We start from the raw sequence: 12,866 nt of genomic DNA, 5'->3' as shown, positions 1-12,866 counted from the left end.
TTGACCGCCATCGACCCCACCGCCCACCTGACAGCGGAGCAGATCGAAGAGCTTGGCCGCGAGCTGGACGCGATCCGCGACGAGGTGATCGCCAGCCGCGGAGAGAAAGACGCCGCCTACATCCGTAAGGTCATCTCGGCGCAGCGCAAGCTCGAGCTGGTCAGCAGGGGCGTGCTGCTGTTCTCGATCTTCCCGCCCGCGTGGCTGGTCGGCACCGCCGGTCTGTCCGTGGCGAAGATCATGGACAACATGGAGATCGGCCACAACGTCCTGCACGGCCAGTGGGACTGGATGCGAGACCCGAAGATCCACTCCACCACCTGGGAGTGGGATCACGTCTCGCCGTCCGAGCAGTGGAAGCACTCGCACAACGAGTTGCACCACACGTACACCAACGTGATCGGCAAGGACAACGACCTCGGCTACGGCATCATGCGCGTCGACGAAGACCAGAAGTGGCACCCGTTCCACCTCGGCCAGCCGCTGTGGAACTTCATCAACGCCTGCTTCTTCGAGTACGGCATCGCAGCGTACGACCTGGAGCTCGGCAAGAACCTGCAAAAGCGCCGCCGCAAGAACCCGGAGTTCCGTGCACAGGCCAAGGCCGTGGGCCGCAAGATCCGCAAGCAGGTGCTCAAGGACTACGTGATCCACCCGCTGCTGTCGGGCCCGTCGTTCCTCACCACGCTCGCCGCCACGTTCACCGCGAACCTGGTCCGCAACATCTGGTCCCACTCGGTGATCATGTGTGGGCACTTCCCCGAGGGCGTGCAGGTCTTCGAGCGCCGGTCGATCAAGGGCGAGACGCGCGGCCAGTGGTACCTGCGCCAGATGATGGGCTCCGCGAACATCAGCGGCAGCAGGGCCATGCACTTCATGACCGGCAACCTGTCGCACCAGATCGAGCACCACCTGTTCCCGGACCTGCCGAGCAACCGGTACGCAGAGGTCGCGGTGAAGGTGCGCGCGCTGTTCGAAAAGTACGAACTGGAGTACGTCAGCGGGCCGCTGCCCAAGCAGGTGGTCTCCGCTTGGCACAAGGTCTTCCGACTCTCGCTGCCGAACAAGAAGCCCAAGGTCAAGACGCCGGACCGCGAGCAGGAGCTCGTCGCGGCCTGATTCCCGGTATTGGTTCAAGCCGGAATCCTTCCTGTTCGTCGGGATCGGTCCGCGCGACCAGGCACACCATCTCCTCGGCACCGCCGTTCACCGGCAGGTGCGGGGTGTCGGCGGGGATGTGGATGTAGTCGCCCGGGTGCAGGACCACGTGCTCGGTCAGCTCGGGCCCGTGCCAGACCTCGACCTGGCCGGACTGGATGAAGATGGCTGACTCGTGTGCCTCGTGAAGGTGAGGGCGGCCGCGGGTGCCCGCAGACATCACCAGCCGGTGCAGACACAACCGCTCGGCCCCGGCGGACTGCGCACTCACGCCCGCCCCGAACACGCCGCCTTGGACGCCTTGGTAGTGCCCGGTCCGGCCCACGGTGCACTGCTTGAGTGTGTGCCGATGCAGCGCGGTGGCGGACAGCACGGAGGTCGGGTCGACAGTGAGCGCGCGGCCCGCGTGCTGCTGTTGCAGACGCTGCGCGGGGCGCTGGTCCAGGACCGCTTCACCGCCCTGCGCCGCCGGGCAACCGCCGGCCGCAACACCAAGACCCTGGCGGGCTCGACGCCGAGGTGGCAGAAGCCCCGAAGTACACGGTGCCGGCCCTTCTCCCAGAGCGAGTCGAAGCAAGCAACCTGTCTGCGTGCACTGCCTGGAAAGAGGTTATGAGGCCCGTGCCGCCTTTTTGAGGACTTCCATGGTTCCCACGTCGCTGGGGATGGCCCCCAATCGGGTATGCCCAGGTGTCGGCCGGCGGGCAGTCCATCACGCGCCGGGCTGGCCCGAAAGAGGAGTCGCGTGAGCACGGGGCGGTCCAGATTTCTGGGCACTCTCGCGAGCCGAGCTGTCGGAGGCGCCTTGTACCCTGCACTCATCCGACGATCGGATGATCACAGGTACGGAATGCGGGCACGGGGCGGGCATCCAGGGGCGGGAGCGCGGGGATTTCGATGAGTGACGCACATCTGATTCGAAGCCGCAGAACGGGTCTTTCGGCCGGTGTGTGGATCATCGTGGGGGTCGTCCTCGCCGCGATCGGGGCTGTCGGTGGCCGGCTCCAGCACGACGCTCCCGGCCGGAGCGCGGAGCCGCGTACGGAGTTCACCGCGAACAACCCACCCGCCGGTCTGCCCACCGCGCTCACCACCGGCCAGCACCTCCAGTGGTCACGCTGCACCTCGCCGCCCTCCGCGCGCACGGGCTACGACTGCGCTGTCTTGAAGGCCCCCATCGACTACCGGAAACCAGACGGCAGGACGATCGAGGTCGCCTTGATCCGCCACAAGGCCACCGGCCCGAACGCCCGGCGCATCGGCTCGCTCGTCCTCAACTTCGGCGGCCCCGGCATCTCCGGCGTCAGCGGACTGCCCGAATTTCTCAACCAGTACGCGCCGCTCCTCGACCGCTACGACCTGGTCTCCTTCGACCCGCGCGGCGTCGGCGCGACCATCCCCGTGCGCTGCGGGAAGACCGCGGACGACACCGGCTATGACGGGGCCGACGCCTGCGCCGAGCACTCCGGGGCGCTCCTGCCGTACATCGGCACCTCGCACACCGCGCACGACCTCGACCTGATGCGCTACCTCCTCGGCGACGAGCGGCTGCACTACTTCGGCGTCTCGTACGGAACGGCGCTCGGCGCGGTCTACGCCCACCTGTACCCGTCACACGTCGGACGGCTCGTCCTCGAAGCGCCCGTCGATCCGACCGAGGACCGCGACGAAAAGCAGGTGTCGCAGGTCAAGGCGGTCCAGGCGGCGTTCGACCGGTTCGCTGCGCACTGCGCAGCCCGTATCCGCCACTGCCCGACCGGCGACGGGCCCGAGGAGGCCACGCGACGCATGGCAGGTCTGGCCGACCGCCTGAAGAAGAAGCCCGCCCAGGCCGGCGGCGGAAGGAACCTCGACGCCGACGACCTCGCGTACGCAGTCAGCGGCCATCTCGACCTCGGTACAGACGGCTGGTCACCGCTCGCCAAGGCCCTCACCGCGCTGATCGACCACAACGACGGCCGTCCGCTGAGCAAAGGCGCGGACGACATCGGCTCCGCCGACCGTACGGAGACCCCGCGCGACAACAGCCGCGCCGCCCAAACCGCAATCACCTGCGCGGACTCCAGCCTGCGACCCGGCTTCGAACGCCTCGACAGGGACGAGGCCCGCATCAAAGCCGCCTCACCCGTCTTCGGTGCGACATGGTCCACCAGCGTCTACCTCTGTTACGACTGGCCGTTCGACGGCGAGCGCACCACGCCCCAGGTGAACGCCGACGGCGCCGCCCCCGTTCTCGTGGTCGGCGGCACCGGCGACCCGAACACCCCATACCTCGGCGCCCGCCACATGGCCCGCGCCCTGGGCGACGGTGTCGGCGTGCTCCTGACGGCCGAGGAGGAGGGCCACGGCACCTACCCGCAGAACCGCTGTGTCACGGAGACGGTCAACGAATACCTCCGCACGGGCCGCACCCCGGCGCTGGGGACGGTGTGCCGGGGCAGCATGTCCTGAGGCCCGTACGGACCACCACACCGCCCGGCCCGAGACCGCCTTCGGGTGGCACCCGTGACCTCGAAGAGGGTGGGCTGGCCTCGACGAGGACCGAGCCCGCACCCGATCCGCCTGCTGGTCGTCTCGGGTCGGCTCGGGATGACTTGCACCTACACGGGCAGCCCTCGACGACACCGGCTCAGTCCGGGGTGGGCAGATGGACCGAGGCGAGTTTGGCCGGGTCGACGACGATGTGGATGCCGGTGATCCGGCCTTCGGTGACGCTGAAGGCGATGATGGAGAGAGGGCTTCCGTCGGGGCTCCAGGACATGTGGCCGGGGACGCCGTTGACCAGCACGGGTCGTTGGCGGGCAACCTCGCCGGAGAACATGCGGGCGCCGGCGGCGACCCTGGTGGCGCCGAGGGTGACGACCGCACCATCGGAGGTGTCCACGGTCAGCTTCACGTTCGGGTCGAGAACACGCAGGAGCGCTTCGAAGTCGCCGCTGAGGGCGGCGTCGCCGAATGCCTGGACGACCTCTCGGTGCTCGCGACCGGTGCCCGCCGGGCGGTCCGTTGCTTGGACCTTGCGGCGGGCACGGCTGGCGACCATCTTGGTGGCGGCGGTGGATTTGCCCAGGATCTGGCCGATTTCTTGGAACGGGACCGCGAACATGTCATGCAGGACGAACGCCAGGCGTTCGCTCGGGGTGAGCGAGTCGAGCACGACGAGCAGGGCGAGGCCGACCGAATCGGCCATCAGTACCTGTTCGTCGGGCGTGAGGCCGTCGGCGGGCGTCACCACGAGGTCCGCGGACTCCTGCCCGTAGGCGGATTCGGGGTGGACCCGGCGGGATCTCAGGAGGTCGAAGCTGATTCGGCCGACCACGGTGGTCAGCCAGCCGGCCAGATTGCCGATAGTCGACGCGTCCTGGCGGGCGAGACGCATCCAGGCCTCTTGGACCGCGTCCTCGGCATCGGCGTGCGAGCCCAGCACGCGGTACGCGACAGCGTGCAGCCGGTCGCGCTGGGCTTCGAACGCTTCGGCCACGAGGCCGGACGGGTGGGCGGTCACGGCTTTCGCTGCTGACGGAGCGAGACCCGGTTGCCGTCCGGGTCCACCGCCTCGACGCGGACCCCGAACGGGTAGTCCACGGGTTCGGACTCTTCGAAGACGACGCCGCGTCGGCGCATGGCCTCGAAATCCTCTCGCAAGTCCTCGGATTCGAGAATCAGTGGACCGGGCGCGTCCGAGCTGCCCGGCTGTCCCGCGGCCGGCGCATGCGACCACAGGATGATCTGCACTGGGCTGCCGGGCACGCCGACGGTGAGGAAGCGTCCGTCGGGCCCCGGGAAGTCGAGGCGCTTTTCCAGACCGAGTTGCTCTGTGTAGAACTTCAGTGCGCGGTCCTGATCGGTGACGTAGACCGTCACGTACATGATGTTGGTCAGCATCCGGTTCTCGATCCACTCGTAGGTGTGACGACCATTCGTATCCGGTCGTCACACTCATGACGCACGCCGACGGGCGAAGGTAACAGGACGGTCCGCTGCGGCGGACACCGGCGGCTGTGGTGGGGCTCGGCAACACGCGTGCAGCCCGGCACGCCAAGGACGATCACCCAAGGATGAGGAGATCAACTGAGCAGGCTTGGTCCCAACAAGAGTGCCCCTTGAGGAGATCCAAAGAGCGCCACCAAGCGTGGCTGCACAGGGGATCCGCTCCGTCTGCAAGGCTCGGCCGAGTTCGCCCCAGTCCCATATCTACATATCGCCTTTAATGCGGTCGATGTCCACGCGCCCTCAGCTGGTGCGGCAATGTGCCGCAGCTGTGTGCGGGACCTCCAGGCGGCCCCGGAACCGGTGGCAGGCCAGAGAAGCGGACCCTTGCGCGGCTGCCCCGCTGACCTGCCGTGCTCGTGTTTCCCGCAAAGCCGCCGGGCCGGCGGCCCGCGACACTCGGAATGCCAGCAGCCTCACCCTCTCGGCCGGTGCACAGGATGTGGGCTCGCGGTTGTCGGCGTACACCTCGAAGAGCGCAGGCGGATACAGCCGAACGTGCACAGTGGTGGTACCCGAGCCCGTCGCGTTTTGGCTCTGGCGGGCGGGCCTGTCCAGAGGCGAGGCGGGCCGCGGGGGAGGCGAGGTGGCGTCGCTCCGGTGTGCTGCTGGTGCGCCGGGCCGCCTCGCGGTAGGCGTGGGCCGCTGCGTCGTGGTCGCCGAGTTGTTCCAGCGGCCCGCCCGAACGATCAACCCACCCGGCGCCCTCCGCCCAGGCCCAGCCACCTGCACTGGTGCACGTTCGCGCGTACCCGCCTGTGCAGATTGACCCGTACGCCGACACGGGTGCTCGCTCAGCGTGCAGGACCTCTACGAACCGGCTCTGACGGATTCGGCCTGGCCCCGCGTGGTTCCGGCCCGGTATCGCCGCGCCCACACCGCACCGCACCGTTGATGGATCAACCACCCACGGCACCGGAGCCCAACGGAGACTGATCCAGGAAGGTCCTCGACCACCACCGGCAGCTCAGCTTCGCTGCCGCCCCGCGTCAACTCGGTACAAGCACGATCCAGACCTGGCCGGTCGCGAACGTCATCTGCTTGCCGTCCTTGGTGGTGAAGCGGGTCGCTGACTCGGCGGTGTTCCGCTCCCATGCCACGTCGTATGACTTGCCGTCACGTAGGACGTCCGCAGAGCCGGACCCCACGGTCGCGCTGAACGGCGATGTGTTGCCCCCTCGGTCCCGGAAGCGGGAAGGCTGCACGTTCACCTCCTGCAGGATTACCGTTGCTGCTCCGAGCCGGTTCCCGGAGGCCGTACGGGCCGGGGTTTCGTCCATGCTCACCAGCCACTGGTCCCGGTCCGCGGCCCAGGTGAAGGTGAACCGTGCCGACGGGTACGCCACGGTGCGCTCGTTGACGGGGGTGCCGCCCGGAGGCGGCGCGGCGAAGCGGAGCCCGATGTCCTCGGCCGCGTTCACCCCCGTGGAGGCGTGCGGGATCTTCCCCGGGCGCACATACAGATTGTGCGGTGCGGCGCGGTCCCCGCTGCGGAAATAGGCGTCCGGTGCCTTCGACGGTGGCAGCGCGTCGAGGGGGGCCGCTTCGATCAACGGCCGGAGGGCGGACTGCGCGCCCGAGTACGCGAGCGTGGGATCGTCGAACTGCCGGAGCAGCTCCAGGTCCGTTTCGCGGGCGCTGCGTACGGGGCCGAGGACGGGCGGCAGGTCGGAGGAGTAGGCGGCGAGTATGCGACTGAGGCCTGCCTCTACCTGCTCCACGTAGACGATGTCGGCCTTCTCGAGTCCGGTCGGCGGCCGGGCCGCGGCTACGTTGTCGATCTTCACGGCGAGAACCTCGGCGCGTGGCGCGGATGTTGTCTTCTCTCCGCCCGAGCTGCCGCAGGCCGCGGTGATGACGAGCGTGAGCGCGGCGAGTGCGGCGGCGGCCGATCTCTTCGTTCTGGAGGTAGGCATGGCTGCCGCCCCTTTCGAGCCGACTCTGCGGTATCGGATCATGTCTGCTGCGGCGATGACTCTCTCGTCAATCATCACGCAGAAGGCCGGCCGGAGCGCCTCAGGCGCGGTGTCGGACCACTCCGGGCTGCCCGATTCCGCCACAGGCCCCTCCACGCGGCCTGGAACGGAAAATTCGCGAGAACGCGACCGAACGGCCCAGCGCGCGGACCGTGGCCCAGCGCTCACCCGGAGCGCTCCGACGGAGAGCCGCCGTGTCCACGCTCGCCCTGCTCGTCCTGCTGCTCCCGGTCCTCGTCGCCGGCCTGCTTATGGGCGCCCTGGAACACCGTCACCCGGCGGCCGCGACGCCGCTGGTGGTTGCTACGGCCGCGCGGCGCTCATGGGATGTCGGCTGCATGGTGTGAACGTGGGGAAGGCGCCCCACTCCGGAGAGTGGGGCGCCTTCGCTTCCTTCTCGTCAGAGGAGTTGCGTTACGAAATCGTCTACGGCACCGCCCTGATCTCCTTCTCGGAGAGGGCCCCCTCCCATGTGCGCACCTCGTCGATGTCACCGTCGAGGAAGTGGGAACCCACGCCGTCGGCGGCGGAGTCCCGTCCCGCCTGGAGGAAGCGATCGGCTTGCCAGGCGTCGGCCTCCGCGTAGGGTGCGCTGTCGGCGAGCACTCCGTCGACGTACAGCTGCACCTGACCGGCCTTCTCGTCGTACTGGAGCAGCAGGTTCTGCGCCCCGCCCGGTGCCGGTGCGCTGAGCTGTGTGGTGTCCGCGTCCGCAGAGTCGGCGTGGGCGAGGACGGCGCGTCAGGTCTGGTCCGCCGCGTGGAACCGGAAGGGTGAAGGCGTCCGCCTGCCAGCCGGTCTGCGACAGGACGGCCATGTCATGGTCGAGAGCGCCGTGCAGCCGGACCTTCGTGGAGACGGCCCAGCTCTGGCCGGTGTAGAGCGGCGGGATGTCGCTGACGAGGTAGTCGCCGTTGCCGTGGCCGTCGCCGTCGAGCGTGACGCCGGCGCTCCCCGTCTGTCCACTTACCGGGATGTTGCCACCAGGCCCGCCTCATACGCCAGGATCACCAGCTGTACCCGGTCGCGGGCATTGAGCTTGGCGAGCAAGCGGGTCAGGTAGGTCTTGGCGGTGGCGACGCTGATGGAAAGCTCGCCTGCGATCTCCGTATTGGACAGACCCCTGCCGACGAGGGTCAGCACCTCGCGTTCCCGGTCGGTGATGCCGCCGAGCTCCACCCGCCGCGGCGGTGACGCTGCGGGTCGGGCGGTGAACTCTTTGATCAGCCGGCGTGTGACAGCCGGTGCGATCAGAGCGTCCCCGGCTGCAACGATCCGGACTGCGGCGAGGATGTCGTCCAGGGCCATGTCCTTGACGAGGAATCCGGAGGCACCTGCGTGCAGCGCCCCGTAGACGTAGTCGTCGTCGTCGAAGGTCGTCAGGACGACGACGCGTGTGGAGCCGGTGCCCGTCGTGATCAGCCGGGTGGCCTCGATGCCGTCCATGCCAGGCATCCGGAGGTCCATCACCACGACGTCGGGGGCGAGTTCCTCTGTCAGCCGTACCGCTTCCGCGCCGTCTCCTGCCTCGCCCACCACCTCGATGTCCGCGGTGTCGGTGATGACCATCTGCAAGGCGGCGCGGACCAGGGGCTGGTCGTCGGTGAGCACGACACGAATGGTCATCTGGTTCCTGCCTTCGCTTCTGCCGCGGTCCCTGCCGGTACCGGGAGTCTGGCCGCTACCAGGAAGCCGCCCCCCGGACGTGGCCCGGCAGTGAAATCACCGTGCAACAGGGCGGCCCGCTCGCGCATGCCGATCAGACCGTACCCGGTGTCCGTGCTGGTGCCGCCCCCTTTCCCTCGGTCCGAGACCTCGACGGCGAGTTCGTCCGCGCGGTAATCGAGGCGCACCTGGCAGGAATCGGCACCCGAGTGCCGCACGGCATTGGTCACCGACTCCTGGACGATCCGGAACGCCGCGAGGTCGATGTCGGCCGGCAGAGGGCGGCGCCTGCCCTGCCACCGCACCTCCACGCGGACTCCGGCGGCCGTGGTCGTCGCGGCCAGCTGTTCCACGTTCGCCAGGCCGACGGCCGGTCGCAGGGGCGCCGTCGCGTGGCCTTGGCCCTCCTCATCCTGATCGGCCTGGCGCAGCGCGCCGAGCATCCTTCGCAGCCCGGACAGCGTCTCGCGGCCGGCCATCTCCACGGTGAGCATCGCCTCGCGGGCTTTGGCCGGCTGGGTTTCGATGACCCGGGCCGCAGCGCCGGCCTGCAAGGCGATGATGCCGATGCTGTGGGCGACGGTGTCGTGCATCTCGCGGGCAATGCGCAGCCGTTCGGCGGTGACGGCCTCGGCGGCGGCCCGGGAGTGCAACTCCGCGGTGTGGGCACGGGCCTGATGCGACGAATTGCCGATGAGCCAGGCGATGACCACGGTCAGGGCCACGAACGGCTCCTGCGCGACGCTGGAATCGTCGCCCGTGAACAACCGCAGGACGAGGTAGCCGGCGAGTGTGCCGAGCGCTGCGGCGGCCGCGGTGAGCGAGCTCCGACGGGGCCGGGTGGCTGCGATGTAGCAGAGGGCGACATCCACGGCCAGGAATTGCGTGGGCGGGATCTCATCCTGACGCCAGGCCGCCGTCGAGATGACCGTACCGACGATCACCAGACCGTATGCCGCAGAGGTCCTGCGGCGCAGCACCGCGCTGCCGGCCAGGATCAGCGCGAAGGAGACGGCGAGCAGCGCCTGGGCTCCGAGCGAGTCGAGCCCGTCCCGGGGGTAGTTGAGCGAGTACGTCGGCGTTTGCGGCATCGCTACGTACTCGACGATGGGTTGCACTGCTGCCGCATACCACGCCAGTGCCGTCCACAGGCCCGGCGGTATGCGTTTGAGCAGCGGCAAGGGCAGCGGCGGTGAGGCGTACATGCACTGATCGTAGGCACCTGCATCTGACGGCACATCCGACCCTGGCCGTACAACCAGGGTTGACACCCGTTCTCTCCGATTGTCATCGGTGGTCCGATGACGGGCGGGGTCGCCCACCGGCAGCGTTGTCCCCGTGATCGAAGTCAACGAGCTCACGAAGCGATACGGCGGCACGACGGCCGTCAAAGATATGACCTTCACCGTGCGGCCCGGCCAGGTGACCGGGTTTCTCGGTCCGAACGGCGCCGGCAAGAGCACCACGCTGCGGATGATCCTCGGCCTCCACGAGCCCACCAGCGGCACCGTCACCGTCGACGGCCGCCCTTTCCGCGACCGGCCCCGCGGCCTGCGTCATGTCGGCTCCCTTCTCGACGCGCACGATGTGCACGGCGGGCGCAGCGCGGTGGCGCAGCTGTCCGCCCTGGCCCGCAGCAACCGCATCCCTCAGCGCCGGGTGGAGGAGGTTCTGCGCGAGGTCGGCCTCGCCGAGGTCGCCCGACGCCGCATCGGCGGATTCTCGCTCGGCATGAAGCAACGGCTCGGCATCGCTGCCGCCCTGCTCGGCGAACCACCGGTACTGCTCTTCGACGAGCCGCTCAACGGCCTCGACCCGGAAGGCGTGAAGTGGGTGCGTGACCTGTTCAGGCGGCTCGCCGCCGAGGGCCGCACGGTGTTCGTCTCCAGCCATCTCATGTCCGAGATGGAGCACACCGCCGACCAGCTGATCGTCATCGGCCGCGGCGAGCTGATCGCGGCGGAGAGCCTCACGGAGTTCTCCGCGCGTGGCACCCGGCAGCGAGTCACGGTGGGTACGCCCGCCGCTGACGTCCTGAGAGATCTGCTGACGGCCGAGGGCGCGGCCGTGGACACGGCGGGCGACCTGCTTGCTGTGACTGGTATGACCGCGGTCCGGATCGGTGAGATCGCCATGGAGCACCGCATTCCGCTGCATCACCTCAGCACCCGGTCCGCCTCCCTGGAAGAGGCGTTCATGGAGCTCACCGCCGACAGCGTGCAATACCTCGCAGGAGACCCCCAGTGACCACGACATACGCTCCCGTCGGCGGACTTGGCGCCGACGAACCCCGCGCCCGCTTTCACGACCTGGTGGCCGCCGAGTGGATCAAGCTTCGGTCGCTGCGCTCGACCTGGATCGCGTACGGGGCCACGGCCCTGGCCGTCATCGCGTTCAACGCGGGGACCGCCTATGACACCTACAACTACTGGCCGGCGCGGAGCGCGGCGGACCGGGCTGACTACGTCCGGGCCGGGATTCCGCTGCAGGAGGCGTTCACGGCGAACGCTGCCATGGTCATGATGCTCGCCCTCGGCGCCATCGGTGCCGTCGCGATCATCGGCGAGTACAGCACGGGCACCATTCGTACGACGTTCGCGGCCGTTCCCGCCCGTCGTTCGGTGATGGCCGCCAAAACGGTGGTCGTCACGGCGGTCACGACCGTCTTCGGCTCGATCGTCGCGGGGGCCTCGTTCGGCCTGACGCAGGCGATCCTCGACGGCCGGGACGCAGGCGTCTCGACCAGCTACCCGGGTGCCCTGCGTGTCGTAGTGGCATCCGCCCTCCTTGCGCCGGTGTGCGCGGTCGTCGGCATGGCCATCGGCTCCGTCATCAGGCACACCTCGGCCACCATGATCGCCTCGGTGGCGGTCATCCTCGTGCTGCCCCTCGTCTTCACTGACGGCCGCCACTGGTCGGCGGTCGCCGGGCACGCCACGCTCTACCAGGCGTGGTTGCGGCTCGTGGAGGTCGGCTCCCCGCAGACCGACTTTCCGTGGACGACCGGCGGAGCCTGGACCGTCTACGCGGCATGGGCGCTCACCGCAGCCGTGCTCGCCGTCAGCAGCGCACACCGGCGCGACCAGTGAGAGGGCCGGTCGGCCAACGCCCGACTACGGACGCCCGGCGAAGGCGGCAGCTTAGGATGACGGGTTGACAACCGTTGTTCCTCATCGACGACATCGGGGTCACGCAGGGACCGCGGGCCACCAGACAGAAGGGGATCGCTGGGGGAAGACCAGGCCGATCCGGTGTTGAGGAAACGGGCGGTCCGGCTGGAGGAAGTGGTCGGGTCGGCGAGTGTCTGGGACGTTCCCGCGGCGGATTCACCACCAAGATCCACCTTGCCGCCGACGGGTGACGCCGGCCCCTCGCCCTCGTCCTGACACCCGGACACTACGGTGACGGCCCCCAGTTCGACCAAGGGTGTCGGTGGCAGTCACGAGGGGGATGCGCCGCCTCTGCCAGCCGCGGTGGCGCTTCGGACGCAGTCGCGGAGCAGGGCGCGGCGCTGGTCATGTACGTCATCGGGTTCTTGGCTGCTGGCCGCGTATACGTTGCTGACCGGTGACCAGGCCATGGACATGGCGATGACCATGGCCATGATGTCGAACGGGTCACCTGCACGAACCCGCCCGGCGTCCTGGGCCTCGGTGATGGCCCTGAGCTTGCGGTCGTCGTAGTGCTGGTGGGTCTCGACGAGGTGCCCGGCAGGCCGGCGCTCCAGTCGTGTCCAGGTCGCCAGTCGGATGAGGTCGGGGCGGCGCAGGTATTCGTCGTAAAGACGTACAGCCCAGTCCGCGAGATCGTCGGCGTCGATGGGCACGACGTTGGTGATGCGCTCCAGCGAGCTGAGGAAGATCGCGTCGAAGAGTCGTTCCTTATCGCCGAAGTAGGCGTAGAGCTGTGCTTTGTTGGTGCGCGCTGCCGTCACGATGCGTTCGATGCGCGCCCCGGCAATGCCGTGCTGGGCGAACTCTTCGGTGGCGGCGTCCAGGATGCGCTGGTAGGTCGCGGCGCCTCGCGAGGTCTGGGGCTGTTCCGGCATGCCCGCACTCTACCAAACAGAACAGTTGG

Annotated in this window: 12 protein-coding genes and 2 pseudogenes; 6 read left to right on the top strand and 8 right to left on the bottom strand. The window is 68.8% G+C overall.

The genetic code is table 11. The features are described from left to right. Nucleotides 1–1,119: a fatty acid desaturase family protein gene (locus tag ACIQM3_RS07570; RefSeq protein WP_401620193.1), complete on the top strand. Its 1,119-nt coding sequence runs from the start codon at nt 1–3 to the stop codon at nt 1,117–1,119. On the opposite strand, the gene ACIQM3_RS07565 is transcribed toward ACIQM3_RS07570, so the two are convergent. Beyond that, nucleotides 1,079–1,531, bottom strand: coding sequence for a cupin domain-containing protein (locus tag ACIQM3_RS07565; RefSeq protein WP_401620190.1), 453 nt, complete (start codon nt 1,529–1,531; stop codon nt 1,079–1,081). The genes ACIQM3_RS07570 and ACIQM3_RS07565 overlap by 41 nt on opposite strands. A 524-nt stretch (nt 1,532–2,055) precedes the next feature. Between ACIQM3_RS07565 and ACIQM3_RS07560 the strand changes: the two genes are divergently transcribed. Then, a complete protein-coding gene (locus tag ACIQM3_RS07560; protein ID WP_401620187.1) occupies nt 2,056–3,609 on the top strand; it encodes an alpha/beta hydrolase in 1,554 nt (517 codons plus the stop codon). 178 nt (nt 3,610–3,787) lie between these two features. Here the strand turns inward: ACIQM3_RS07560 and ACIQM3_RS07555 are convergent, their stop codons facing one another. The 3 genes from ACIQM3_RS07555 to ACIQM3_RS07545 all read right to left on the bottom strand — a co-directional run bounded on the left by ACIQM3_RS07555 (nt 3,788) and on the right by ACIQM3_RS07545 (nt 7,064). After that, nucleotides 3,788–4,663 carry a sigma-70 family RNA polymerase sigma factor gene (locus ACIQM3_RS07555; protein ID WP_401620185.1) on the bottom strand — a complete coding sequence of 292 codons (876 nt, stop codon included), beginning with the start codon at nt 4,661–4,663 and terminating at the stop codon, nt 3,788–3,790. After that, nucleotides 4,660–5,043: a VOC family protein gene (locus ACIQM3_RS07550; RefSeq protein WP_401620182.1), complete on the bottom strand. Its 384-nt coding sequence runs from the start codon at nt 5,041–5,043 to the stop codon at nt 4,660–4,662. Before ACIQM3_RS07550 ends, ACIQM3_RS07555 begins: the two co-directional genes overlap by 4 nt. A gap of 1,094 nt (nt 5,044–6,137) precedes the next feature. Next, nucleotides 6,138–7,064, bottom strand: coding sequence for a DUF3048 domain-containing protein (locus ACIQM3_RS07545; protein WP_401620179.1), 927 nt, complete (start codon nt 7,062–7,064; stop codon nt 6,138–6,140). Nucleotides 7,065–7,318: 254 nt separating this feature from the next. On the opposite strand from ACIQM3_RS07545, the gene ACIQM3_RS07540 reads away from it, so the two are divergent. Further along, entirely contained in the window at nt 7,319–7,471 is a 153-nt protein-coding gene (locus ACIQM3_RS07540) for a hypothetical protein (protein WP_401620177.1), read from the top strand. A gap of 79 nt (nt 7,472–7,550) precedes the next feature. Here the strand turns inward: ACIQM3_RS07540 and ACIQM3_RS07535 are convergent. The 3 genes and pseudogenes from ACIQM3_RS07535 to ACIQM3_RS07525 all read right to left on the bottom strand — a co-directional run. Beyond that, nucleotides 7,551–7,826: pseudogene (locus ACIQM3_RS07535) on the bottom strand (LamG-like jellyroll fold domain-containing protein); the annotation flags it as partial. A 264-nt stretch (nt 7,827–8,090) separates the two neighbouring features. Further along, on the bottom strand, nt 8,091–8,750 hold the full coding sequence (locus ACIQM3_RS07530) for a response regulator (protein WP_401620174.1): 660 nt from the start codon (nt 8,748–8,750) through the stop codon (nt 8,091–8,093). Next, complete coding sequence (locus ACIQM3_RS07525; RefSeq protein ID WP_401620172.1) at nt 8,747–9,994, bottom strand: sensor histidine kinase; 1,248 nt, start codon at nt 9,992–9,994, stop codon at nt 8,747–8,749. Before ACIQM3_RS07525 ends, ACIQM3_RS07530 begins: the two co-directional genes overlap by 4 nt. A 133-nt stretch (nt 9,995–10,127) precedes the next feature. Between ACIQM3_RS07525 and ACIQM3_RS07520 the strand changes: the two genes are divergently transcribed. From ACIQM3_RS07520 to ACIQM3_RS07510, 3 genes and pseudogenes are all read left to right on the top strand, one after another. Further along, a complete protein-coding gene (locus ACIQM3_RS07520; protein WP_401620169.1) occupies nt 10,128–11,036 on the top strand; it encodes an ABC transporter ATP-binding protein in 909 nt (302 codons plus the stop codon). Next, on the top strand, nt 11,033–11,878 hold the full coding sequence (locus ACIQM3_RS07515; RefSeq protein WP_401620166.1) for an ABC transporter permease: 846 nt from the start codon (nt 11,033–11,035) through the stop codon (nt 11,876–11,878). Before ACIQM3_RS07520 ends, ACIQM3_RS07515 begins: the two co-directional genes overlap by 4 nt. A gap of 137 nt (nt 11,879–12,015) precedes the next feature. Then, nucleotides 12,016–12,147 (top strand): annotated as a pseudogene (locus tag ACIQM3_RS07510) (IS5/IS1182 family transposase); the annotation flags it as partial. A gap of 81 nt (nt 12,148–12,228) precedes the next feature. On the opposite strand, the gene ACIQM3_RS07505 reads toward ACIQM3_RS07510, so the two are convergent. Continuing rightward, on the bottom strand, nt 12,229–12,837 hold the full coding sequence (locus tag ACIQM3_RS07505) for a TetR family transcriptional regulator (protein ID WP_401620163.1): 609 nt from the start codon (nt 12,835–12,837) through the stop codon (nt 12,229–12,231). Nucleotides 12,838–12,866 lie beyond the last annotated feature (29 nt).

The organism is Streptomyces sp. NPDC091271 (assembly GCF_044757505.1).
Classification (GTDB): domain Bacteria; phylum Actinomycetota; class Actinomycetes; order Streptomycetales; family Streptomycetaceae; genus Streptomyces.
The sequence above is the reverse complement of the archived record's forward strand: the minus strand, read 5'-3'. Positions and strand labels throughout refer to the sequence as shown.